The sequence below is a fragment of the Providencia burhodogranariea DSM 19968 genome (genome assembly GCF_000314855.2).
In the GTDB taxonomy this organism is placed as follows: Bacteria; Pseudomonadota; Gammaproteobacteria; order Enterobacterales; family Enterobacteriaceae; genus Providencia; species Providencia burhodogranariea.
Genome location: NZ_KB233222.1, coordinates 465,196 through 484,285 on the forward strand (window position 1 = coordinate 465,196; position 19,090 = coordinate 484,285).

At 37.9% G+C, this 19,090-nt stretch carries 14 protein-coding genes, 1 tRNA gene and 1 pseudogene; 9 read left to right on the top strand and 7 right to left on the bottom strand.

Annotation, left to right across the window (positions count from 1 at the left end):
- The 6 genes and pseudogenes from OOA_RS21175 to OOA_RS01935 form a co-directional block, all read left to right on the top strand.
- A pseudogene (locus OOA_RS21175) lies at window positions 1-312 on the top strand (hypothetical protein); the annotation flags it as partial.
- A 33-nt stretch (window positions 313-345) separates the two neighbouring features.
- Window positions 346-513, top strand: coding sequence for a hypothetical protein (locus OOA_RS21180; RefSeq protein WP_008910434.1), 168 nt, complete (start codon window positions 346-348; stop codon window positions 511-513).
- Between the two features lie 293 nt (window positions 514-806).
- On the top strand, window positions 807-1,667 hold the full coding sequence (locus OOA_RS01920; protein ID WP_008910435.1) for a helix-turn-helix transcriptional regulator: 861 nt from the start codon (window positions 807-809) through the stop codon (window positions 1,665-1,667).
- A gap of 38 nt (window positions 1,668-1,705) precedes the next feature.
- Window positions 1,706-2,782, top strand: a complete 1,077-nt coding sequence (locus OOA_RS01925) for a hypothetical protein (protein WP_008910436.1) — start codon at window positions 1,706-1,708, stop codon at window positions 2,780-2,782.
- Window positions 2,783-2,852: 70 nt separating this feature from the next.
- Window positions 2,853-4,424, top strand: coding sequence for a hypothetical protein (locus tag OOA_RS01930; protein ID WP_008910437.1), 1,572 nt, complete (start codon window positions 2,853-2,855; stop codon window positions 4,422-4,424).
- A complete protein-coding gene (locus OOA_RS01935) occupies window positions 4,421-4,696 on the top strand; it encodes a YkgJ family cysteine cluster protein (protein ID WP_008910438.1) in 276 nt (91 codons plus the stop codon). Before OOA_RS01930 ends, OOA_RS01935 begins: the two co-directional genes overlap by 4 nt.
- Window positions 4,697-4,885: 189 nt before the next feature.
- Here the strand turns inward: OOA_RS01935 and OOA_RS01940 are convergent, their stop codons facing one another.
- The 6 genes from OOA_RS01940 to OOA_RS01965 all read right to left on the bottom strand — a co-directional run bounded on the left by OOA_RS01940 (window position 4,886) and on the right by OOA_RS01965 (window position 15,922).
- Window positions 4,886-5,599 (bottom strand): M48 family metallopeptidase, encoded by a 714-nt coding sequence (locus OOA_RS01940; RefSeq protein WP_008910439.1) that lies wholly within the window; start codon window positions 5,597-5,599, stop codon window positions 4,886-4,888.
- Window positions 5,599-8,691 (bottom strand): type I restriction endonuclease subunit R, encoded by a 3,093-nt coding sequence (locus OOA_RS01945; RefSeq protein ID WP_008910440.1) that lies wholly within the window; start codon window positions 8,689-8,691, stop codon window positions 5,599-5,601. The genes OOA_RS01940 and OOA_RS01945 overlap by 1 nt, the downstream gene beginning before the upstream one ends.
- A 30-nt stretch (window positions 8,692-8,721) precedes the next feature.
- Window positions 8,722-10,689 (bottom strand): GmrSD restriction endonuclease domain-containing protein, encoded by a 1,968-nt coding sequence (locus OOA_RS01950; RefSeq protein ID WP_008910441.1) that lies wholly within the window; start codon window positions 10,687-10,689, stop codon window positions 8,722-8,724.
- Entirely contained in the window at window positions 10,682-12,094 is a 1,413-nt protein-coding gene (locus OOA_RS01955) for a DUF262 domain-containing protein (RefSeq protein ID WP_008910442.1), read from the bottom strand. The genes OOA_RS01950 and OOA_RS01955 overlap by 8 nt, the downstream gene beginning before the upstream one ends.
- Before the next feature lie 142 nt (window positions 12,095-12,236).
- Entirely contained in the window at window positions 12,237-13,505 is a 1,269-nt protein-coding gene (locus OOA_RS19710; RefSeq protein ID WP_008910443.1) for a restriction endonuclease subunit S, read from the bottom strand.
- The gene (locus OOA_RS01965) at window positions 13,502-15,922 is read right to left on the bottom strand and encodes a type I restriction-modification system subunit M (protein ID WP_008910444.1); all 2,421 of its coding nucleotides are present in this window, start codon (window positions 15,920-15,922) and stop codon (window positions 13,502-13,504) included. Before OOA_RS01965 ends, OOA_RS19710 begins: the two co-directional genes overlap by 4 nt.
- An 815-nt stretch (window positions 15,923-16,737) precedes the next feature.
- Between OOA_RS01965 and OOA_RS01970 the strand changes: the two genes are divergently transcribed.
- On the top strand, window positions 16,738-17,946 hold the full coding sequence (locus tag OOA_RS01970) for an IS256 family transposase (protein WP_008910445.1): 1,209 nt from the start codon (window positions 16,738-16,740) through the stop codon (window positions 17,944-17,946).
- Between the two features lie 22 nt (window positions 17,947-17,968).
- On the top strand, window positions 17,969-18,055 hold the full coding sequence (locus OOA_RS20815; RefSeq protein WP_269078034.1) for a tail fiber assembly protein: 87 nt from the start codon (window positions 17,969-17,971) through the stop codon (window positions 18,053-18,055).
- Between the two features lie 180 nt (window positions 18,056-18,235).
- Here OOA_RS20815 and OOA_RS20405 read toward each other — a convergent pair.
- Window positions 18,236-18,394: transfer RNA gene (locus tag OOA_RS20405), tRNA-Pro, on the bottom strand.
- Window positions 18,395-18,900: 506 nt separating this feature from the next.
- Between OOA_RS20405 and OOA_RS01980 the strand changes: the two genes are divergently transcribed.
- Window positions 18,901-19,090, top strand: a 190-nt coding sequence (locus OOA_RS01980; RefSeq protein WP_008910447.1) for an IS3 family transposase, incomplete at its 3' end; no start/stop codon positions are given.

A 19,090-nucleotide genomic window follows, 5' to 3' on the forward strand; every position in this document is an offset into this window, starting at 1 on the left:
ACAATCTGGATAGCATTCATGTATTGGTCACTAATATTAGGCCATAGAACTGTCATGTTTGAATGGTTCCCTGAATGGACTATTTCTATTACGTTTGCTGCTATTGTAAGTGTAATTGGTGGAGTTTGGAGCATTTTACGCCGCCCACTCAAGTACGCATTTAAAAACTTTCTTCAGTCTGGATTTATGACTCTTGTATTAATCATGCCTGCGTTTGATGTGTTGGCGTACTTACTAACAACCAAAACCATTCGCTACCAAACTGAATATGAAATCACATCGCCGGGCCCTAGTACTAGCCGGTTTAGTTGATGTGATCATGGTATATGGATAAAAGAAGCCTATATGGGTCGTTGGAAATTACTTTGCATTAGTGATCCAAAATCGAAAACCAAAGAAAATACAGGAATGGCATGGGTTACAACAAAAACAGGCCCTATTGTCGCATATATTGTTAATTACCCGTTTTTTCCTCCTAGTTTTGATTTTAAATGCTGGGCTAAGAAAGTCTGAAGTGGCATTGTTAATTTGACTAGATTTACTCTCGACCTTCGAGAGCCTATATTTGATATATAGTATTGGAACCTGTCGCTTATTAGCCAACGAATGAACCATATATGTGTTTAACCTACTAGATGGTTAATTATAGCTGCGAATTAAACAGACCTTAAACTAATCAAGAAATGTACAATTATTAAAAATAAGATTTATCCTATTAGTAAATTTGTTTGGTACTGACGCCATTTGTCACTTGATTTGTTATTCTATGGATAATTATTCTTAACTTAAATTTACGTGAGATAAACATGGATGATTACAAAAAAAATCAGGGAGTCAGACTAGCCACGATCATTCTTGATACATATCTTTATGGTGAAGTAAATAAATTTGAATTAGCATCTCGTTTTAACGTTAGTGAGAGGACGATTTATAGAGATTTAAATTCACTAAGCTTAATTATTGAGCATAAAGGAAACTCGAAATATGGGTTTTCAATGGTTGTCGAATATTACAAAATGATTTCTTTTTTTGGAATAGATAAATATTTTCCTGATTTTAATCAATCATTTTTGAGAAGTATTCCACAAACAATTCAAAGTAAAAGTGTTCTTATTAAGTTTAATGGTATTGAGTACAAAGTTAAAAACTATCTCAGTAAATATTACGAAAAAATAACATATTCAATTGATAATAAAAGAAAATGTAAAATTCTTTATAAAGGAAAGAATCGTATTTTAAATCCCTATAAACTAGTTTGTCATAATACGATTTGGTATTTGAAGGCGACAGAAGATAATCAATTGAAGTCATTTTCATTAAATCGGATTGAATGGTTAGATGTAAGCAAAGAATCATTTGAATTTGATAGTAATGTTGTTGATATGTTATTAAATAGTCAAAACCCATGGACGACAAGTAGCTATTTTAATGTTCGAGTAGAAATTTCACCTTCGATAGCAGTGTATTTTAAAAGGAGAGATGTTTTCCCAGGGCAATCTATTATTGAAGAGAATGAAAATCATTTAATTATTTCATGTGTGGCAATGAGTGATAAACAAATTTTACCTTTAATTCAGTACTGGCTCCCTAATATTAAAATATTAGAACCAGAATGGTTAAAGTTAAAATTTGAACGAAACCTACACGACTATATTAAACATTTATAGTTGATTATTTTAATGTTATCAAAAATCAAGAGGGTACTATGGCTATACCATTTATTATCGCTGGAGCGGCTATTGCAGCAGCTGCATTTGGCGGAAAAAAAGCATATGACGGTTATCAAACTAAGTCAGAGGCTGATGAAATTTTAGAGAAAGCACAACATCGTTACGATGAAAATAAAGAAGTACTAGAAGATATTAATGTCAGCACAACATCTGAATTAGAAAAGCTTGGTACATTGGAATTAAATATTGGTGATAGTTTCAATAAATTCAACACGATAGCTCAAGCTATTTTAAAAAAGCTTGGTGAGTCAGGTCAAGATATCACGGTTTCTATTCCTCAACATGAAATTGATAAAATTCAAAGTTTAGCGATTTCAGCGACAGAGTATCTTGGAACAGTAGTTGGTGCTGGTGCATCAAGTGCAGCAGCTGGCTTTGCTGTCTATGGTGGCGTCATGGCATTTGCTGCGGCTTCTACCGGTACACCAATTGCAGCACTATCTGGCGCAGCAGCGTATAATGCAACAATGGCTGCTATTGGTGGAGGTTCATTGGCTGCTGGGGGATGGGGCATGGCTGGCGGTGCAATGGTCTTAGGCGGAGCTGTTGTTGCACCTATTCTGGCAATTGCAGGTTGGGCTTATAATTCTCATGCTGAGAAAGCATTAGAGAATGCACAAAAAATTCGCTCTGAAGTGCATGATGCAGTCCATAAAATGACACTCGCTAAAGAAAATTTAACCAAAACCAAAGAATATGTTGTTGCTATTTATCAAGTCTTGGAAGCTCAATTTGAAATATTCCAACCTTATTTATCTAAACTGATTGAAGCAAATGAACTTATTGAACGTGCTAAAGCATCAGGACAGCCAAATAGTAAAGTTATTACGGATGACTTGAAACTTATCATGAAAAATGGTTATAGCCTTGCGTCAATTATGACCAATTTAATAACAACTCCATTATTTAAACCAAAGTTGAATGAAAATAATGAAGCGACTATTGTTGATGGAGTCATTGAAATTGAAACTGATAGCAATGGATTGAAAGTACTAAATCAGGATAGTCTGGATAAGCAGTTAGATGAAACAGAACGTTTCACTCTCTCTTAATGCTTCATATTGATGGCGCGTAGTAAATCATAGGTAGCCGTGTTAGGCGGCTACTTTATAGGTAAGGTATATGCAACAGTCAAATTATAATTGGCAGAAAGAAATTAACGATACAATTGTTCAAAGTCTAGTCACCTCCTTTGGTCTGGATTTTTTATTATTAAAGGATAAAAAAGGCGGTGATGTTGATACCATACATAATGTTAGACAGAATATTTGGGCAACAGAGGCAGAGCAAGAACGCTATGAAAATCGTGGAGAATATGATTCTCATGAATATCATAGCCATCAAAATTACATAGAAACAAATAGGCAGGGAAAGCAAAAAAAGCTTGCAGGGGAGCTAAAGGACGCTTATACCGGCGAGACATTTAGTCAACATGATGCGACTAACCTTGACCATATTATCGCTGCTTATGAAGTACATAATGACCCGGCTCGTGTTTTAGCAGAGCTTAATGGTGCTGATTTAGCTAATCGCGATTCTAATTTAACATTTACTAATGAAACAATAAATAAATCGAAAAAAGCCAGCAAAATGGCTGATTTTATTTTGCGTATGCAGTCTCAGCAAACTCAAGTGAAAGCCGAAATAAGTGTATTAGAAAATAAAGGTCAGTTGACCGATGTTGAATTAAAAAAATTAAAAACACTGAAGAATAAAGAAAAGGCCAATTTTGATGCGATGAAGGCTGTCGATGAATCAGCTAGAAAGCAATATGACGCTGAGGTTAGCAGTCAGTATTATAGTAGCAGTAAATTTTTTGCTAATACTGCCTTGTCTGCTGTCAATACAGGCATCAGAATGGGGGCTAGGCAGATGCTAGGGATTGTATTTGCAGAGCTTTGGTTTGAATTAAAAGATGCTATCCCAAAATTGGTCAATAGCCACAAATCAAATTTTAAATTCAAGGTTTTTTTAGAAGATTTGGGAAATGTAGTTACTAACATTTGGGAAAAATTGAAAGTTCGTTTTAAAGATTTTTTTACGGAATTTAAAAATGGTTTATTTGGTGGTTTATTAGCCAGCGTCACTAATACTTTATTAAATATATTTTTCACCTCAACAAAACTGGTGGGTAAATTAATCCGTGAATCTTGGAATAGTTTAGTTTCTGCAATTAAGTTACTGTTTTTTAATCCAGAAAATTTGGCGTTGGGTGATTTATTAAAATCAGCAATAAAAATCATCTCAGTAAGCATATCGGTCATATTAGGATCAGCTCTGACAACATGGCTAAATGGTGTATTAACATTTCCTTTTGGAAATGAAGTCTCTATGTTTATAGGAGCATTGGTTTCGGGATTAATTACATTAGCGATGTGTTATTTTTTAGAACATAGCGAACTAATGAATAAGGTCTGGCGTTTTTTAAATAAATTTCGTGATAAATTTGAGCTAACATTGCAGTATTATCAACAGGTTAATTTAGCTTTAGATCAATATCTAGTTGAATTGTCACAATTAGAATTTAATTTTGATGTCGTTGAAATGCAATTATTTGTGAATGGATTACAAGCGACGAATTCAGAATATGAACGTAAAATTATCCTTGATCAGGAAATCAAGCGAAATAATATAGCATTGCCTTATGATGTCGATAATGAAGATTCATTCGATAAATGGTTAGATTCCTTATGACGCTAACGCTTGAACATAGCTTTCCTTGTGATAAATGTGGTGCTTGCTGCCGCCATGTAGACCGCGCAGAGGAAACTCAGTTTCTAGATCGTGGTGATGGTATCTGTAAGCACTATAATGAAACGAATTTGCTATGCACTATTTATCATGAGCGGCCTGATATATGTAGAGTGGATAAACAGTATGCACTTAACTATGCCAATCTATATACATGGGATGAATTTGTTGAGCTTAATCGAGTGGCTTGCGAAATAATATTGAACAGCGAATAGTGCCACATTAGAGTTATACTCATCAGGCTTCAAGTTGTGGCTTTTTTGCTAAGGTATGGTGAGCGCCTTAATCAACTTATTCATTTGATGTTCACCATACCTTCAATTTGTTAGAAAATAACGCATTTTAATTAAATTATTATTTAACGTAATGGTTAAGATTAGTTGAGTTCTCTATGAGGGCTAAAGTTAGTATAACCAATGGCTGTAAGCCAACGGTGCTTTATTCAGCAAGTCTTTGCGTTCTTGCCAATCAGGAAGTAGCTTATCCATATAGGCTTTAAATCGTTCATTATGCTTACGTTCAAGTAGGTGAACTAACTCATGAACTAGGATGTATTCTAAACATTCTGGTGGTTTTTTGGCGAGTTCTAAGTTTAACCAAATACGTTTTGCTTGCGTATTGCAGCTGCCCCATTTGGTTTTCATTTTTCTCACGCCCCAAGCGTCGACAGTGACACCTATTTTGCTTTCCCAAATAGGTAATAAGTCAGCTATTCGCTTTTTAAGTGTTTCACGGTAGTATTCAGTGAGAACTAAAGCCTTTTGCTCAGTAGTTGCAGTATGGCTAACATACAAATGTAATCGTCCACGGCCTAATTTGGCTTCATGCTTTCCTACATGTGACACAACATTGAGACGATAGCGTCGACCCCACAAGTAATGGCATTCGCCACTGACCATTTCTCGTTCTGATTGGCGGGGTTGTTTTATGAAATTATTCTGCTGCTGTTTAATCCAAGGGATACGACGGATCACCGCCATACGAATAGCCGTTTCTGTCATAGATACAGGAGCAGACACACGTACACGGCCATCTGGCGGTAAGACGCTGATATGTAAGTTTTTGATTGCTTTACGATTCAACTGTATTGCAATTGAACCAATTTCAATCATCGTCATCATTGATACTCTTTTTGCGCTTTAGCGAGTTCCATTACAGCCTGAATATCCAATTCATAATCAGCTGTTTCCTCTCGAATGGCGTTGGCAATTTCCCGTTCTTTAAAACGATCTCCAACCCAGTCCGCCTTCTTCGTATAACGAATTGCACTATCAATTTTGGTGGCAAGCAATTCATCTTTGCCAAAGTTATCATAAAAAGCACGTTTGGGATTAGTATCCATTGATGCAGGGTAATTAGATGCTGTTCGCTCAGGGCGTACCACTTTAGCAGCGAGTTCACGAATTTTCTCGAGGTAATCTTGATATTCAATGGCCTTTTGTCGACGAAGTTCGATCAGTTCATTCAGTAACACTGACATCTGTTCATAGTATTTAGGGTTAACTGGATTTTCATCGACAATAATTTTTCGAACGTTATTTTCAATGGTCTCAGCCATTGCTCCCGGATTTTTACGGAGATCCTCGGGCAGGACATCGACAGCACTGACGCCTTTTTCGACGATTAATTCAATCAAGCCGAGCTCTTCAAAGTCCATAAGGACTTCACTATCATCGGCACGAATATACATATCCAGCAGATGACGCATCGCAGGCTCAAAGCGCTTCATTTCGACGAGATCACCACTTGCAAGCTTCACTTCATCGCGAACTTTTTCATAGTGGCAAACTTCAGACCTAATTGAGTCAACATCATGAGCAGAATATCCTGCATCAGGCATTTCGTTGGCGATATTTGCGAATGCCCGCAGTAACTTGGCAACGCCCTGGTATAAGGTTAAACGTAGTGCCTCTTTCTCGGTTAACTCATCTTGATTTAAGCCGGATTCGCCACAAAAATAATGTATATAATCCTCTGTATTTCGTGGTGCTTTTACCGGTTCACATAATGCTCTAACCATTTCCAGCGCACTATCCAAATCGAGTCGCGCTTGCTCTAATCGGTCTTTGAGTAAACCCGCTACATCTTCCTTGTCATAACCCTCAAAAGCGCCTTGGGTATAATCAGAAATCGCTTTATCTAAAGAGCGGAACAAATCTTTGTAGTCGATGATATAACCGTATTCTTTATCATCACCATCTAGACGGTTGACGCGGCAAATTGCCTGAAACAGGCTATGATCTGCCATTTGCTTATCAATATACAAATAAGTGGCAGAAGGCGCATCAAAGCCAGTTAACAATTTATCTACCACAATTAGCAGGCGCATTTGCCCAGGTTCATCAACGAAACGTTTTTTAACTTCTGTTTCAAAATCTTCTACCTTATTAGCGACTTTCTCTTCAGGTAGTTCGAAGTAGTCTGATAACATTTTACGGTAAGTTTTGTATTTAAAGAGTTTTTCTGTGGCGCCTTCACCAGTTTCTTCGCCCTTAATGCTTGCAGGTGTCGGCTGAAAACTGGTGATAATAGCAACCTTACCAGTCAGATCGGTCTGGCTAAACATTTCATAAACTTTACAGGCTTGATATACGCTAGAACATACTAGGAGCGCATTACCTCGCCCATCCATTAAGCGAGTTTTACGTTTAAAATCTAACCAAATATCGGCAACAATTTTCTCTAAGCGAGATTTACTCGAAAGCACTTTTTGCATCGTGCCCCATTTTTGTTTTAATTGAGATTTTGCGAGGCGAGACATTCCTTGAGTGCTTATATTGAACCATTCATCGACTTTTTCTGGGGAATATATGTGTTGATCTATATCTCTTGCTTCATAGCGTAAATCCAAAACCACACCATCAGCTACAGCCTCATCAAATTTATAGGTATGAATATAAGGGCCAAAGACTTCAACTGATTTCTTTTTGTCTTTCTTCATCAGGGGAGTCCCCGTGAAACCGACAAACATGGCTTCAGGTAAAATGGTCTTCATTGCGTCGTGCAACTTACCAGATTGAGTACGATGGCACTCATCGACAAAGACAAACAGTGTCCCTTTAGCGATGAAACTCGATGGTAATGATTTTTTCAGTTCCTCAATAAATTCATCAGTCGCAGCATCACTTTCAGAATCAGATTGCCGCCCAAATTTATGCACTAATGAGCAGATCAACCAAGGGTTAGGTTGATTTAATGTAACCACAAGATCTGCACCACTTTTGGTGCGGTAAATTTCTTCGTCAACACCTGTAAACACTTTTTCAATCTGTTCGTCAAGTTCAGTTCGGTCAGTCACAATCAGCACGCGAGCATCAGTGACATTTTCCCGTATCCATTTAGCTAACCACACCATCGTTAAGCTTTTACCTGAACCTTGGGTATGCCAGATTATGCCTCCCTCACGCTTTGCGATATGATGCTTAGCCGCTTCAACACCGAAAAACTGGTTGTGACGACAGGTTTTCTTTGTTCCCGCATCAAAGACAATAAAATCATGGATAATTTGTAAAAAGCGCGCCTTATTACATACACGGCTTAGGTGAAAATCGAGTTTATAGTCATAATTATTTTCAAGCGGTTCCTTCCACTCAAGATAAAATTTTTCGGGTGTTTCAATTGTGCCGTAACGTAGCCCCTGAGTATCATTGCCCGCCATCACCAATTGCATCGTGGTGAAGAAATTACGAATAAAATCTTTCTTTTGGTTATCCAGATTTTGGCGAATACCTTCAGAAACAGAGACAGACGAGCGTTTAAGCTCTATCACACCCAGCGCAATACCGTTTACATACAACACGATATCTGGGCGTTTTTTATTTTCACCTTTAATCGAGACTTCTTCTGCAATCGCAAAGTCATTGGCTTCGGGGTTATTCCAATCAATCAACCAAACGGTTTCATTTTGGTGGCCAGCACCTTCTTTATCTTTCACACCGTAACGTAATAAGCGATAAACCTCTTTGTTGGCGTAATAGAGTTTCTTCCCTTCACCCAGCGCAGCGGCTGCATCTAGCTGGCGAATTGTGCGATTGATCAACGCCTCACTTACGCCACGCTTTGTTAACCAATCAACAAGGATTTCAACTTCAATATTCTTATTATTTGCTCGATCTTGCCAATCACCTAAGTAGCGATAACCTAAGTCAGTTTGAAAAAACTGAACGATACGATTTTGGGTGATGCGTTCGCGCTGACCTACGTTGCTCATAATAATTTTCCTAATCTATTTTTCTTTAAGCTAACTGGTTGAAGAAAGAAGGCGTTTTAGCATGTCTTTACCATGCTGATTGATTTGTTGAACATCCCACTCATCATCAGCTTGGGTAAGCTTAATCATTTCGTATAATTTTAAGCTATCTATTGAATTACTTTGAATTGCAGCGGAGAAGTGCGCTAACTTCGCTTTAGGTGGAAAATTGCTTAATCGAGAGTTTTTGCTATGACTTATTAAACAAAGATTGCCAAATTTATGTAGATTAGTTTCACCTAGAACGGGATGCTTATCCATTGGGTGCTGCGGGTAGAAATGTTCAACTGAACTTCGGAAAGTAAATTCGAATTCTTTGACAAGAGGACTCTCACCTTTACCCTGTAGCCACAATAGATAATCTAAGTAGTTAAATACAAAGTTATTTTCTATATGGCCAAACAAAAGTTTATCCGTATCAATATGTTTCGCTTTTAATTTAGTTGGAGCGTAATCATATTTTGTCTCGAAAATCATCTCGTAATATGATTCGCCTTCTCCAATTGCTAAAAAACGGTCGAATACAAATCGTTTAGCAATATTTGTCAGATACTCTAGATATGATTGTGCCTCAATCTTTTCTTTGTAAAAAAGATAATACAAAGCAGCATTGAGCCAGTGCTTATAAACTAAGGTCGGTGTTGATACATGGAAAGCCGATAACAGCATCAAAATCTGTCTATTTATACTGTCAAACCCATCTTCATGGTCGTCAAAACTATTTATAAAACTGGCACTCTTTTTCGAATACCACTTCAGTTTTTTCAAGCTCCAGGCATCTTTACTCTGACTATACTCACGTTTAATAATAAATTGGTCGAATAAATACTTACATCGCAATAAGGCAAATATAAATTTCTTAACTTTTTTAGTCGGAGCGGTAGTATTGAATAGATACAGATCAAATTGTTCGATTAGCTGTTTATCATCAAGTGATACATCTTCTTCGGTATAAATTTTAAGAACATGTAATAGAAAATTAGAGAAGTTAATTACACTATTGAAACGGTCGGGTACATTATCTTTAGTATCCTGCTGACCCTCTATTATATAATTAAACTCGTGAGATTCATTCGCAATAATCTTGGATATTGAAAGGGTGTGATTATTCGAATTTTGGTCATCAAGACAATCAGCAAGTTTTTTAAAAGAGGAGACCTTAAACATCCCCCAATCATTTTCGCCAAAAAGAATATGCCGTTCAGTTGGTGAAAAGCCGTACTGAACATAACGCTCCATATTTGCACAAGCTTCCCATACTTTATGTAACACCTTGATACTCTGTTCTTGCTCATCTTCGTTATTAATCTTTTCAAGAGCCGACATCATTTTTGCTTTTAAAATTTCATGCTTTTCAAGCTGTTCACCGCGATTGTTCATTGCTTCGAAGTAATGGTTGAGATCAGTGTCTTGGGGGACTGCCACACGTATAATTTGAACATTATTGAAAAGGTACTGAGCAAAGCTCGTTAGATCGATCTCCAAATGGTCTAATGCTTTAGCAATGAGAGTATAGCCATTAATGATACCTTCATTATATTTTTCATCATTTAAGTGATGTCGTGCTACGCGTTCATTAAGAGCATCAAATGTTGCTGTAGATTTAGGGCGACTTTCAAAACTTATATTAATTTGTTTATACCAATTCATGTTCAGCCGTTTTACCAATTGACTCTCTGATGCACACAAGTTTTTAAGGTAAATAGCTAATAAAGATAAAGTAGTAAAGCGCTGTTGACCATCAATGACTTCTAAATCACCATCATTGCGCTGATAAACAACTAATGTTCCTATGTAGTATCGCTCATGTTTTTTTTGAGAATAATCAACAATATCCTGTATTAATTGATTTATTTCACCTTCACTCCAAGCATAATTACGTTGGTACATAGGTACAACATAAACCTTGCCATCGCTTAACAATTGTTTGATTGAAAACTCCACAATGTCATTATTCATAATAATTCATCCTTTTAAATAGTTTGACCAATGGATCTTTCGCAGCATTCTTTTTTGGGCGATTATTATTCTTATTATCAGCGTCGGTTAATGTTGGTAATGAAATAGCAAGGACATCAGACGGTAAAATAGCATCTTTGATCAACCTAAAGAGGTTATGATTTAAGACATGATTATCCATGGTTGCTAACTGTACAACTTGTTGCTTAATACGCAATTGATACGACCAAATGAAGATTTTCTCAATCGCATTTGAAAGTTCCGCAGTACCAAACTTATCAATGTAAAAAATAAGGCCACAATCAAATATAGCTCTTACGTACTTATCACCCGTACGGTGGCGATTAGGATAAGTATGTAAAACAGAGAAAATGTCGTTGGCTTGCTCAGACAGCTCAACATCCATAAACTGTGATGATTTGCTACTCTCAGCGTTAGAGATAGATTTTATTTGTTGTTGATAGTGGTTTACCATTTCAAAAAATCGGCGGCCATTGATGATCATTTGATCTAAATGGAAAGGAAATTCTTTCTTTTGGCCATCTATTTTCCGGTGATACTGGCTGTTATAGTCGTCTACATAATGATGTGCAATACGTAGCGATTCGACATATGGAAAATGTGCAACTTGATCAATGTTGACACCTTTAAAAAGTCCTACTTCGTTTTTACCAAAATAACGTGCTGAATGCCCCAAAGTCCAACACCTAATACGATACAAATATTCCGCAAATAGACTGGTGAGTTCATTACTCTCTAAAGACTCCCAACCAGCAACAGTGGGTTCTTTTAGTTCTTGTTCTTGCGTACTAAATTCTCGTAAATGATAAGCTTTAAGTAAATCATGAGGCTCTAAATCACGCCCTCGAGCATTTTGAGAGTCAAAAAACTGGAAGGCTTCAGAAATACTAGTAAGTGTAAACGTCACCACTTCACAACGATTTAATAAAAAGTTGATATGTTCCTCAGTAAAATCAGTACGACTAACTAATCGTTTTATTTCTTGATAGTTTTGATGCAAATTTCGCTGGCTAATATCGTTTTCAAAGTGCTGCGACTCAATAAAATTTTTAATAGGTGTTACTAATGATACGAGTTGATCAAAAAGGTTTTGCCGTTCAAGTTTGTCTAAACGCTGTTGAATCAGGGCATAAATAGTCAAAATAAGCGTCAGCGTTCGTTGTTGGCCGTCTACAATATTGAGGCATCCATCATCGTCTAAATGAAATACTACAGTTCCAAGTCGATAAGCCTTCTTCATCGAATGACGTTGAATATCTTGAAATAACTGATGGATATTACGAGTAGTCCATTTATATGGACGTTGGTAAGGAGGGATCTCCAGCGCTTTTAGTTGTACTAATTGGTTTACTGTTAATATTGAGTTTTTTAATGATTTTGACATTTAGTCCCCATTTGAATATCTAATGAGTACTTCTCTATAGCAGAATCCATCCACAGCCCTTAATTAAATTTTTTTATTTTGTTGTTCATCAACTTCCTAAAACTAAGCTCAGGAAGTTGATAATGAATATAGTAAATTTTACTTATACTAATCTCGTCTTACCCGTCAGCAGCTCTTGCATCATGCCTTGTTTAATTTGGCGAGTTTTGCTAAGGCGTTGTTTCAACGATTGAATTTCTTCATCCATATCGGAAAGGATAGAGGCGATGGCGGTTTGTTCTTTTTTTAGCGGCAATGATGTTAAAACATTCTCAATAGTGCTGGCATTTAAGCTAGGAACACCTGAGGCCTCGTTGTATTGCATCCAGTCAATCATACAAAACTTATAAAAAATGAATTTTGGATTGGCACAATCTTTAATTTCAGAATAGAAAAGAGTATCAACGGTCCAAAATGGATTGTCTGAATACCTAGGCTTATCGATAGTTCCTTTACGACCAATCAAAACGGATGGCTTATTCCAAAGATATTGATCTGCCCAGCCAATTTGCCCACCTGTTGCAAATATCGGTACGGTGCCGTTTGGGTTTTCAACAGCTTTCTGATTTTTACCATGCCGTATAGCCAAAGTATTACCGAAAGGTGCAACTTCCCAATCTTCAGGAATCTCACCCAACTCACTTTGCTTAGTACTTTTTTTCGAACCATCTTCACGTAGTGCGAACTGTGGTAGACGAGTACGGCCTGTGAGGAGTTGTTGCATAGTGGCGGTTTTGATAGCTTGTTTTTTGGCGATCAGTTTTTCTAATTCACTAATCAGCGCATCAACATCGGATAGTGCATTGGCTATGGTGGTTTGTTCTTTTTTTTGCGGCTCAGGAACCCATGAAGATGCAATTGTTCCCGGAGAAGTATGCCTTACAGTCGAACCCGTAGCTGCATTCTTAATTTTGGAAAGATATACGGGAGACAACAGTGTGTAATATAGGAACCTACTTTCCCAGTTTTTTGCAAGTTGAGTAATTTTTCCTATTCGTTGGTTGTGGAGAACTTGTTCTTCTAGCTCGATAAAGGCTGGTTTACCTAGTATGTTACAATCAGGAGTAAGGTCTGTCATTACTACAACTAAGTCCCCTTTTTTAAACTCATAGCCTTTAGGGTAGCTTGCTATATATCGCTTTATATTTCGAGTTTCGAAATATAATCCACCTTCTAATTTAAAGTTTCCTGGGGTTAAGACTATTGGGCCTTTATTTGAGAAAAATTCGCCTTTAAACGAGAATCCGTTTTTTAAGGTAAAAATATCTTTTAATTGTTTAACTTCCCAATCCTCAGGGATCACCCCAACTTCCGTCTGCTTATAGCCAGCAGGAATAAGATTTAAACCCGTTTCTGTTACTTCAACGCTCATAGTGACCACTCCAAACCCATGGATTTTAAATGGCCTGCGACTTTCTCACTCAGACTTTCTACCGATTCACTAATATCCGGTAATGGCTCACTGTAACGTTCTTCTAACTCTTTAACGCGATTGGCTAATTGTTGAGTCACGCGCTCAATTTCTGCTTCGATATTGCCTTGCAACGTCGCTAGCCATTTATCATCCACAATCAAGTTTTTGATTTCGTCGATACTCAGTTTCGGGTATTGCTTAAATACCGCTAAATCGAGGGCATCTTGGGATTCTTTCAGCACTTTTTTAGCATCAGCTTCATTATCAAACAGCTTTTTGGCTTGCTTCAATGCCGATTTTTCATCGGGGTCAGTGGCAACTTTCAAACGTGCCGTGACTGTTGCTTTGGTGACCTTGTCTTTATCATTCAAGGCATCATTAAGTAGGCCCTCGTCACCGCTATTTTCCTCAATATAGGTCTCTAGCGCTTGGCTGGCACTATCGAGCTCGCTTTGTAAGGTATCGATTGTGGTTTGTTCATCTGCAAAATAGCGTGCCACGATAAGAGCGGGGGGGAGCAACTCAGCTTTATACTTCGTTTTACCAATTACTAAGTCAGGCGTTTCTCTCAGCTTTTCACCTTTTTTCACTTCTAATTCACGCAATACCTTACCCGCTGACCAACCATCTTGTACCAGTACGTACACATCGTCTTGCATCGTATCATTCCAGTAATCCATCAGGATCTGGTAGATATCGTATTTGCTCAGTAACGGTGTTTGTGAATAGCTTTGCAACAAGCTTTCACCAATTTCAGCGATTAACGCTTTAGGTTGATCACCTACGCCAATCTCAGTTAACGCAGCATCGCGAGCCCAAACGTGATAATGCTGCAAGCTATTCGTCGCAAACTGTTTAAATTCATCGTGGTTTAGAATGGTGTTTTTCACTTCAGAGGCGTTAATCAAAGCTTCACTATAACCTTCACGTGCTGGTTTGAATAAGGTCGCGCGAATACTCGGGAATATCTGCCAGTAGCGTTCTAAGGCATCGATATCACGGTTGGGAATACCACCTTGCAGATGGGCACTGAGGTCATGCAAGTCTTCTGCTTCACTGGAATCAATATAACGTGGAATATTCAGGTTGTAGTCATTAGCCGCTATTTCGCTTAATGGCACCATCCGGCTAAAGCGAGGTTGCTCCAATTGCTTGGTAAATACTTCAACAATTTTATAAATATCCTGACTACGTAGGCGGTTTTTATTGCCATCTTTGATAAAGCCTTTGCTGGCATCGACCATAAAAATACTTTTCCTCGCCTGTGCGTGTTCTTTATCGATCACGATAATACAGGCAGGAATACCCGTGCCGTAGAACAGGTTGGCAGGTAAACCGATAATTCCTTTGATATAGCCTTGCTTAATCAGGTTTTCACGAATACGTGCTTCGGCGTTGCCTCGGAATAACACACCGTGGGGCAGAATGACTGCGCCTTTACCTGTACTCTTTAAGCTTTTGATAATATGCAACAAGAAGGTGTAGTCACCATTTTTTTCGGGGGGAATTCCCCAGCTAAAGCGATCAAATTCATCCTCTTGAGGATTAATGCCGTTAGTCCAGTTTTTATTGGAGAAGGGGGGGTTAGCGACAGCAAAATCGAACGTTTTCAGTTGCCCGTTGGCTTCTTTCCACTGCGGATCTGAAATGGTGTTGCCTTTCCAAATTTTTGCGGTGGCATTGTTGTGTAAGATCATGTTCATACGAGCCAAGGCGCTGGTGGCGTTATCCATTTCTTGGCCAAAAATACTCAAGCCACGCGGTGCTTCATCACTCGCTTTTAATAATAAGGAACCTGAACCGCAAGTTGGGTCATAAACGGTAGCGTCTTGTGGGGTATTACTATCAATACCAATCACTTTCGAAAGAATACGCGAAACTTCGGACGGGGTATAAAACTGACCTTTGGACTTACCAGACTCAGTCGCAAAGTGACGCATAAGGTACTCATAAGCATCACCCAATAAATCGTCACCATCGGCGCGGTTGGAAGAGAGATCAAGCCCTTCAAATATTCCTATCAGCTTGGAAAGGCGGTCAATCATCTCTTTGCCTTTGCCTAGCTTATCTTCGTCGTTAAAATCGGCGACATCAATGACACTTTTGAGGTCGTTTTCTTCGGCTAACGCACTGATGATTTTGTTTATTTTATCGCCGATTTCTTTATCGCCTTTAAGCGCAACCATATCATCAAAGCTGGCACCTTGGGGCACAACAATCATACCGTATGGGTCGCCTTTATACTTATCAGATACATACTTCATGAACAGCATGGTTAGTACATAATCTTTGTACTGGCTGGCATCCATCCCACCGCGTAATTCGTCGCAACTGGCCCATAGTGAGGAGTATAGTTCGTTTTTCTTAATGGCCATTTGGGTCCCTTAACCTTTAGATGACAGATTTGTAGCTTATAACATTACAATGATTGATTCAGCTCGTAACTAAATAATTCACATAGCGTATCTAGCGTTTTTAGGTGTTCATAGCGTGTTTTTGTACAAAAACATAATCTAGTCCGATTTCTCACATTATGTCGCTGATACGTATTTAATATTCACTTATTAAACGGGCTACAATGATTAGCTAGTAGTCGCTAGTGTCCTTTCCATGTGATTTTTATTGCAAGTGAATTTTATTATTAATGAATTGATTTTCATTGTTTTTTTACTGTTTAGTTTGATGTATCAATGTTGCTTATACTATCATTGTAATGGTTTTTTCTCAAAATATTCGAATTGAAGTGGATTAGAAAGAAGTGAGTCCAATTGTTTTCTTCGGCATTGGATAGTAACGTTCGTTGAGTGTGATACTAGTTTGTTATAACGATAGATTGTGTAGTGTAATTAGTTGGGATTCTATTTCTGGTTTCAACAACGGTTTAGGATTGGTTATAATAGAGCGGCAATCCTTGTTAAACAGTTAGAATTATAAAGTATAGTTAGTGAGCCTAATCATAATGGTAATCGATAAGTTTTAAGTATAAGGTGTTAAACCTACCTTATTGTTTTTTTTGTTTTAATTATCAACTGCATATCGTTGGTTAAAGTACATGCTGATGAATATTCGTTGTGTGAATGGTAGAAATAAGCTTTGCTTAACAAAAAAATAAAGCTACGAGACTGTAATTTAAATTGTGTATTTGCCTACTTTTGATATGTTAACTCCAACTAAAAGTAGGCAAACAATTATGGATGAAAAGAAACTTAAAGCGCTTGCGGCTGAGTTCGCAAAAGGAATTAAAACCGAAGCTGACCTTAATCAGTTTACTCGTATGCTCACAAAATTGACCGTTGAAACAGCATTAAATGCGGAGCTTACTGAACATTTAGGTCATGAGAAAAATGCCGTTAAATCAGGCTCTAACACACGTAATAGCTATTCTTCAAAAACCTTATTAACTGATGACGGTGAGTTTGAATTAAGCACTCCACGCGACCGCGAAGGTAGTTTTGAACCTCAGTTGATTAAAAAAAATCAAACCCGTATCACTCAGATGGACAGTCAAATCCTTTCCCTTTACGCCAAAGGTATGACGACACGCGAAATTGTCGCGACATTTAAAGAAATGTACGATGCGGACGTTTCACCCACACTGATTTCAAAAGTCACTGACGCCGTTAAAGAGCAAGTTCAAGAGTGGCAAAATCGCCCGCTAGAATCGCTCTATCCCATTGTTTATCTTGACTGTATAGTGGTTAAAGTGCGCCATGACGGCAGTGTTATCAATAAATCGGTTTTCCTTGCTTTAGCCATCAATACCGAAGGTCATAAAGAACTTCTAGGGATGTGGATGGCAGAAAATGAAGGCGCAAAATTTTGGTTATCGGTTTTAACGGAGCTGAAAAACCGAGGCGTTCAGGATATCTTAATCGCTTGTATCGATGGGCTAAAAGGCTTCCCTGACGCCATCAATAGTGTTTATCCTCAAACACAAGTCCAATTATGTATCATCCATATGGTGCGAAATAGTCTGAAGTACGTCTCATGGAAGGATTACAAGGCGGTTACGGCAGGACTCAAAACCGTGTATCGTGCTGCGACAGAAGCCTCAGCGTTGATAGCGCTTGAAAAGTTCGCCCTTGTTTGGGATGAAAAATACCCTCAAATCAGTAAAAGCTGGTATGCTCATTGGGAAAACTTGAATACGTTTTTCGCTTATCCTGATGATATCCGCAAAGCCATTTACACGACCAATGCAATAGAATCACTAAATAGCGTTATTCGTCATGCTATTAAGAAGCGCAAGGTATTCCCAACCGATGATTCAGTGAAAAAAGTGATTTATTTAGCTATCGACTCGGCCTCTAAAAAATGGAGCATGCCAATCCAAAACTGGAAACAGGCGATGAGTCGTTTTATTATTGAGTTCGGTGACCGCCTAGACGGTCACATTTAATGAAAGGCAAATACACAGAATTATTTACAGGGTCAAAAAATACCGTATTTCATTAAATCGCGTTGATACTTCAACCGCGCCTGAGATTAAGTGGCCTAATAAACCTTAACTTCTATCACAACAAAGCCGCAGTAATACGGCTCTATTCATTATCTAAAAGTACATAATTTGGATTGATAAAATAGGGGGTTACGGATTGTTTTTACCCCAGTTTTACCCCCATTTTACCCCGCTTAAAATTTAGACACAAAAAAACCAACCATAACCGGTTGGTTTCTCTATAAAAAGTTGGTCGGCATGATAGGATTTGAACCTACGACCCCCGACACCCCATGACGGTGCTTTAAAAATAATTTTTAGAGTTAGCTCTATTGTATTTTGGTAATTCATTTCCGTTTAGCGCTGCAAATTTTGATAGGGCGAGGTATTCCAAATTAGCAACATGCCCTTTTTTTATTAGCTGTTCAGGGAATTTATCTTCAGGATTTATGATCACAGTCTGAATGCATACAAAGAGTTTATGGCCATCATTCCATTGTTGGTTCTCTAAATCGTAAAATCCAATGGTTGATTCATTAAACTCTTTTTTAATGCTATTGCCACCACTATGTCCAGTATTACCTGTTACAGACCTTTGAAATTGATAAAGCCTATTAGCTAACCCTCCCTTTGAAACACTCATACCAATATAACTAATAGGGTCAGTCCAGCAAAAATCCTTACCGGAGTAATCATCGTGAGTTCTAATGATTGCATAGATGCCAGGCATGTTAATGTTTTCAAGCTGCAAGCGATCTTTCCAAGCGCACCATTTTCCATAAGATACTAGAGAATAAATGTCAGACATGTTGATTCCTTTCTATTTAAATTTTTTTGTGGCAAGGATTTGTCCACTTCCCCTAAAATGAGACAGCTATAATTAGATTTTCTGCCCTAAAAATTGCAGAGGTCGTTATGAAAAAAGTGCGTTTTACTGAAACTCAAATCGTCAATATTTTAAAACTCACTGATTCAGGTATGAAAGTCGATGATATTTGTCGGCAAAATGGGATCAGTAGTGCGACTTATTATAACTGGAAATCAAAGTACGGTGGCATGGAAGCCAATGATGTTAAACGATTAAAAGAGCTTGAAGAAGAAAATA